The following is a 310-nucleotide window of genomic DNA, read 5'->3' on the forward strand; positions in this document are numbered from 1 at the left end:
GTTCATCAGGAATAATTTTTTGCCAAGCATCTTTTTGATTAATTCCTGCAATACTTTTTAGCTCTACAATTTTTTCTAACTTTTGCTCACGAGTAAGATAGTCTCCAATATCATAGAAATAAATTTGACCTTGTTTTTCTGCTTGTGGATTTTTAACCAAAATAGAAATAGCAATCGGTGTACGTGTACCTTGACCAAAAACATTATCTTTTTCTTTACGTCTTTGTTCACCTGACGTTCGGGCATTTCCTCTTAAATGGAAGATATATAAGCTACTAAACTCTTCCACTAAACATTTTCGTAAACCATC

The 310-nt window shown here is 32.6% G+C and carries 1 protein-coding gene; it reads right to left on the minus strand.

Going from position 1 to position 310, the window contains the following annotated elements; all coding sequences use genetic code 11:
- The coding region (locus JR005_RS00425) for a hypothetical protein (protein WP_218665375.1) at positions 1-310 on the minus strand (310 nt) is incomplete at both ends.

The sequence above is a fragment of the Acinetobacter sp. Colony158 genome (genome assembly GCF_019264745.1).
Lineage (GTDB): Bacteria > Pseudomonadota > Gammaproteobacteria > Pseudomonadales > Moraxellaceae > Acinetobacter > Acinetobacter ursingii.